The organism is Phocaeicola sp. ICN-14070 (genome assembly GCF_037892625.1).
GTDB classification, from domain to species: domain Bacteria; phylum Bacteroidota; class Bacteroidia; order Bacteroidales; family Bacteroidaceae; genus Phocaeicola; species Phocaeicola plebeius.
Map to the genome: position 1 here is coordinate 1 of NZ_JBBKBF010000145.1, position 1595 is coordinate 1595.

Sequence of the window (1595 nt, forward strand, 5' to 3'; positions counted from 1 at the left end):
GGCACAGTTGCATAAGTCCGTGGCAATATAATCATGTTATCCAAAGATCATAGACGCTCTGAACATAAAGAAAGGTAAATCCTGCACACCGCGTAGTTGTGCTCTAAAGCCTTTCAACTTAGAGTTAAGAGATTCAGCATGAGCATTGGTTGATCTGTTTATGAAGTAATTTAGTACTTCTTCTTCCTTGTATTTGATGGCATCCCTTGCAGCCTTTACTTCACGCAACGTACAAGCTGATACTTTCTGATACCACTCATGCAGTTTAACCTTAGCAGTACCCCGGTCGATAGACTTGTTGCTAAACACGCTTCTTAGGCTACAAATCAAAGTATATGCTTCCTTTATCTTTGGGAACATCCTGAAAAGTATCTTTGCACGTGTTTTCTGCCTGTCAGTCCATTTCTCACCACTCACACTCAGCAGATACTTGCTTCTTGTCAGCAGTTCTATGACAGTTTCGCCATTGGCCAGCATGGTTGGCCTGAAGCGTTTGTTCAACCTCTGTGGCTTGCGTCCCCGCTTCTTGCCTTTGTATTTCTTTGGATGTTTCTTGCGGTAGTATTTACGGCTCTTTACCAGCTGTTCAAGTTTCTTTTTGAACATGGCCTTCTCCTTGTTTTGTGCTTTCTGCGCTTCTCGTTTAGCTTTGAGGCGGAGTTCCTCCACTGCTTCGATACAACGCTTGACGATATGGAAGCAGTCAATGACTATGGCTGCATTAGGAAAGGCTTCTGTGACGGCAGCAAACATGCTGTCAGAGAAGTCCATGGTAACTTCCTCGACCTGCTCTCGCTGTTCCTGCGGTATCTGCATAAGAACATTGATAATGTCTGAGGCCTTGGTGCCTTTTACAGCTGCTATTAAGGTGTGACGTTTGCCATGCCCTTCTTTGTTGGTCAAGAATGTCATCAGGTCCTTGTGAAGCATGGTCTCGTCAATGCCCAGCCGTTTGCCTATGTTCTTAGGATGCAGCACCCAGTCCTCTGCATGACTGGCTTGTTCCCAATTACGGAAACCGCTCAGATGATCCTTGTAAGCACGCTCCAGGTTATTGCCATCTACCTTAAAGTATAGCCCCAGCGAGCGGGCCGTTATCGGGTAGGTATCCAAATATTTTTTTTAAGACATCAGCAAACTCCTTAGAGTAGCTGGTGTTATCAGCAAGCAACGAGTACCTGTCAAGGATTATGTTTCTGCCTGCTGCCGTTAACCATCTGCGACGTCTGACATGAAGAACGACCTTGTGGTCACGGATAGGAAAGTCGTTAACCTGACGGCTTTCCGTGAAACCATTGGGCTTAAGGTCGTGCCACTCTTCTTCCCGTGCATCTTTTTCGTCAAGATAGATGTGAAGAAGGACGCGCTCATTACCAGTCTCTTCAATAATGCCAGTGTGGTCTTCGTTAACGGCTGTAACGTCGAAGAACTCAAGGATGCCTTTGGGAAGAAGGTAACTTGCCAGAATCTTATAGTCAAATGCTGATTGCTTACTCATGAGTGCAAAGGTAATGCTTCTTATAAACATTTAAGCATTAAACATGAAAATATAGACCTATACTACAAAAATAAGCCACGGATATTTGCAACTGTGC

2 protein-coding genes are annotated in these 1595 nt (G+C 44.7%); both read right to left on the bottom strand.

Features of this window, described 5'->3' with window-relative positions:
* Window positions 1–36 precede the first annotated feature (36 nt).
* Complete coding sequence (locus WKT20_RS17950) at window positions 37–1113, bottom strand: transposase (protein ID WP_229508251.1); 1077 nt, start codon at window positions 1111–1113, stop codon at window positions 37–39.
* Complete coding sequence (locus WKT20_RS17955) at window positions 1067–1498, bottom strand: ISAon1 family transposase N-terminal region protein (protein ID WP_229508250.1); 432 nt, start codon at window positions 1496–1498, stop codon at window positions 1067–1069. The genes WKT20_RS17950 and WKT20_RS17955 overlap by 47 nt, the downstream gene beginning before the upstream one ends.
* Window positions 1499–1595 lie beyond the last annotated feature (97 nt).

Excerpts from the sequence above, each read along its gene's own strand:
- WKT20_RS17955 (WP_229508250.1), bottom strand. The coding sequence starts at position 1,498 with ATGAGTAAGCAATCAGCATTTGACTATAAGATTCTGGCAAGTTACCTT.